The organism is Ideonella sp. P3_A4 (assembly GCF_056403075.1).
In genome coordinates, this window is sequence record NZ_JBFUGE010000701.1 from 1 (window position 1) to 2,915 (window position 2,915).

3 protein-coding genes are annotated in these 2,915 nt (G+C 68.0%); 2 read left to right on the forward strand and 1 reads right to left on the reverse strand.

The window, feature by feature from the left end:
* The coding region (locus AC1DYI_RS31380) for a TfoX/Sxy family protein (protein WP_477208030.1) at nucleotides 1–234 on the forward strand (234 nt) is incomplete at its 5' end.
* Between the two features lie 170 nt (nucleotides 235–404).
* Nucleotides 405–1,922, forward strand: coding sequence for an AAA family ATPase (locus tag AC1DYI_RS31385; RefSeq protein WP_477208031.1), 1,518 nt, complete (start codon nucleotides 405–407; stop codon nucleotides 1,920–1,922).
* A 4-nt stretch (nucleotides 1,923–1,926) separates the two neighbouring features.
* Here AC1DYI_RS31385 and prmB read toward each other — a convergent pair whose 3' ends face one another.
* Nucleotides 1,927–2,799, reverse strand: coding sequence for a 50S ribosomal protein L3 N(5)-glutamine methyltransferase (gene prmB / locus AC1DYI_RS31390; RefSeq protein ID WP_477208032.1), 873 nt, complete (start codon nucleotides 2,797–2,799; stop codon nucleotides 1,927–1,929).
* Nucleotides 2,800–2,915: the final 116 nt, after the last annotated feature.

A 2,915-nucleotide genomic window follows, 5' to 3' on the forward strand; every position in this document is an offset into this window, starting at 1 on the left:
ACGGTGGACGACGCGTTGCGCGAAGCCCTGCGGGCTGCGGGCGGTGGCGAGCCTTTCGTCTACGGCAAGTCGGCCGGGCGGCAGGTGACAGTCAAGCGTTTTGGCGCGTTGCCGGCCAAGGCTTGGGACGACGCCGACGCGCTACGGCAGTGGTGCCGCCAGAGTTGGGAGGTGGCGCGGCGCGCTGCCACGACGACGGCCAAGGCCAAGGCGCGCCCGGCGACCCGCGGCTAACCCGCGTGGCAGCCTCGGCCGTCATCTCGGCCCGAGGCGAGGAGAACGTCCGTGACGGCCGTCGCAGCGGGGCAGGGCAGCGCGCCCAGTGAGCGTGGAACGCCGGCGTCCATGCCAGACAATCCGCCAGCCGCCGAAAGGCCCGCCAAAACATCTCCTCAGGACCATGCATGCCGCTGCTCCAGCAAGTCGACGACCTTTTCTCCCTGCTCGACACGAAGACGCCGATCGTGATGATCGAAACACACGAGGAAAAGCGCGTGCTGGCCCTGTTCGAGCGCATCGCCGCCCGCACGCAGCGCGAGGTGTGGACCTGGTCGGCCAGCCGCGGCCTGAAGATCGCCCATGGCCTGAAGCTGTCGCTGACGGAGTTCAACACCAACCCGGCGGTGGACGATGCCGACACCAAGCAACTACCCGACGCGCTACAGCAGGTCGATCGCCTGCCGACGGCGGCGTTGGTCGTCTTCCTCGACGTCCATCCGTACCTGAGCAACCCCCTCATCACGCGGGCGATGAAGGAGATCGCGCTCAAGGCCGAAGGCCGCGGCCAGCAGATGGTGCTCGTGGGGCACGACATCCCGCTGCCCGGCGAGCTGGTGCCTTTCACCAGCCGATTCGAGGTGGAGCCCATGACCATCGACCTGGTCAAGAAGCTGTTCAAGGAAGAGGTGGATCGCCACAACGGGCGAGAGGGTCAGAACATCAGCGGCTGCCGCAAGACGCTGGACTCGTTGTTGCGCCACATGGTCGGGCTGCCCGAGGCTTCGGTACGGCACCTGGTGCGGCTCACGCTCACCGACGGCGTGATCTGCACGGCGGACCTCGCACGCGTGTTGTCGGCCAAGCAGGAAACGCTGGGTGTGGCCGAGCTACTGGTGTTCGAGCAGAAGCTGCCGGCGATGGAAGACGTGGCCGGCATGAAGGCGCTCAAGCGCTGGCTGCTGTTGCGCCGCGAGCCGTTCCTCGACCCCGAGGCCTCGGGCCTGCCGGCGCCGCGCGGTGTGATGCTGCTGGGCGTGCAGGGCGCGGGCAAGAGCCTGGCGTCCAAGGCCATCGCTGCCGCTTGGCAGGTGCCGCTGTTTCGCATGGACTTCGGTGCGCTGTTCGACAAGTACCAAGGCGAGAGCGAACGCAAGCTGCGCGAGGCGCTGAAGGTGGCTGACGCCATGGCGCCGTGCGTGCTGTGGATGGACGAGATCGAGAAGGGGCTGGCGGGCGGCCAGGGCGATGGCGACACGGGGGCCGGCAAGCGCATGCTCGGCTCGCTGCTCACCTGGATGGCCGAGCGCGAGTCCAGCGTGTTCCTTGTCGCCACGGCCAACGACATCGAGGGCCTGCCGCCGGAACTGATGCGCAAGGGCCGGTTCGACGAGATCTTCTTCGTCGACCTGCCTGCACCGGAAGTGCGGCAATGCATCTTCCGCATTCACCTGCAGAAGCACCGCATCGCGTTTGACGACGCCGCACTGGCGCCGCTGGTCGAACGCAGCGAAGGCTTTTCGGGGGCCGAGATCGAGGCCGCCGTGGTGGCTGCGCGCTACGAGGCCCATGCCCGCGGAGAACCGCCGCAGCACGAGGCCGTGATGCGCGAGTTGCTGCGCACGCGCCCGCTGTCGGTGACGCGGGCCGAGGCCATTGCAGAGCTGCGGGAGTGGGCGGCCGACCGGACCGTCAGCGCGGACTGACGGATCAGCTTGCCGTCAGCGCCTCGCGCGTGACCAGCAGCACCTGGTCGTCGCCGGCGCTGGTCGGCAGCCAGACGACGTCCAGCGTCGGGAAGGCTGCTTCGAAATGCTCGCGCTCGTGGCCGATCTCGAGCACCAGCACGGCGGTCGGTGTCATGTGGGTTGGCGCGTCACGTAGCAGACTGCGGATGAAATCCATGCCGTCACTGCCGCCGGCGAGCGCCATCTCGGGCTCGGCGCGGTATTCGGCCGGCAGCTCGGCCATCGACTGGGTGTTGACGTAGGGCGGGTTGCACAGGATCAGGTCGAAAGCTGGTTGCCCGGTGAGAGCCGCCAGGCCGTCACCTTGCGCCAGCTGGATGCGCTCTTGCAGCTCGTGGCGACGCACGTTGATGCGCGCCACGGCCAGCGCATCGGCCGACAGGTCCGACGCGGTGACATCGACATCCGGCCAGGCCATCGTGGCCAGCACAGCGAGGCTGCCGTTGCCGGTGCAAAGATCGAGCACGCGATGGGTCTCGGCGCCGAGCCAGGGGTCGATGGTCGCGTCGGCGATGCATTCGGCTATCAGTGAGCGCGGCACGATGACCCGCTCGTCCACGCTGAACGGCACGCCTTGCAACCAAGCCTCGCCGGTCAGGTAAGCGGCGGGTTGGCGGGTGCTGATGCGACGTTCGATGAGTGCGGCAGCTTTGGTCGCTTGCGCCTCGTCCACGGGCTGCTCGGCCACCAGGTCCAGTCCGTCCAGCGGGTGGCCCAAAGCCCACAGCACCAGCCAGGCGGCTTCGTCAAAAGCGTTGGTGGTGCCGTGGCCAAACGAAACGCCCGCTTGTTCGAGGCGGGTGCTCATCTGCTCGATGAGTTCGATGACGGTCATGGTGTGGAGTCGGTGGGGATTGGAGTGGGACTGTAGCGGGGCAGGGGTGGCGTGGGCCGCAAGCCGGTGCCCGCAGGGGCTCATTGAGAAATCACCCCTGCGGGCACCGGCTTACG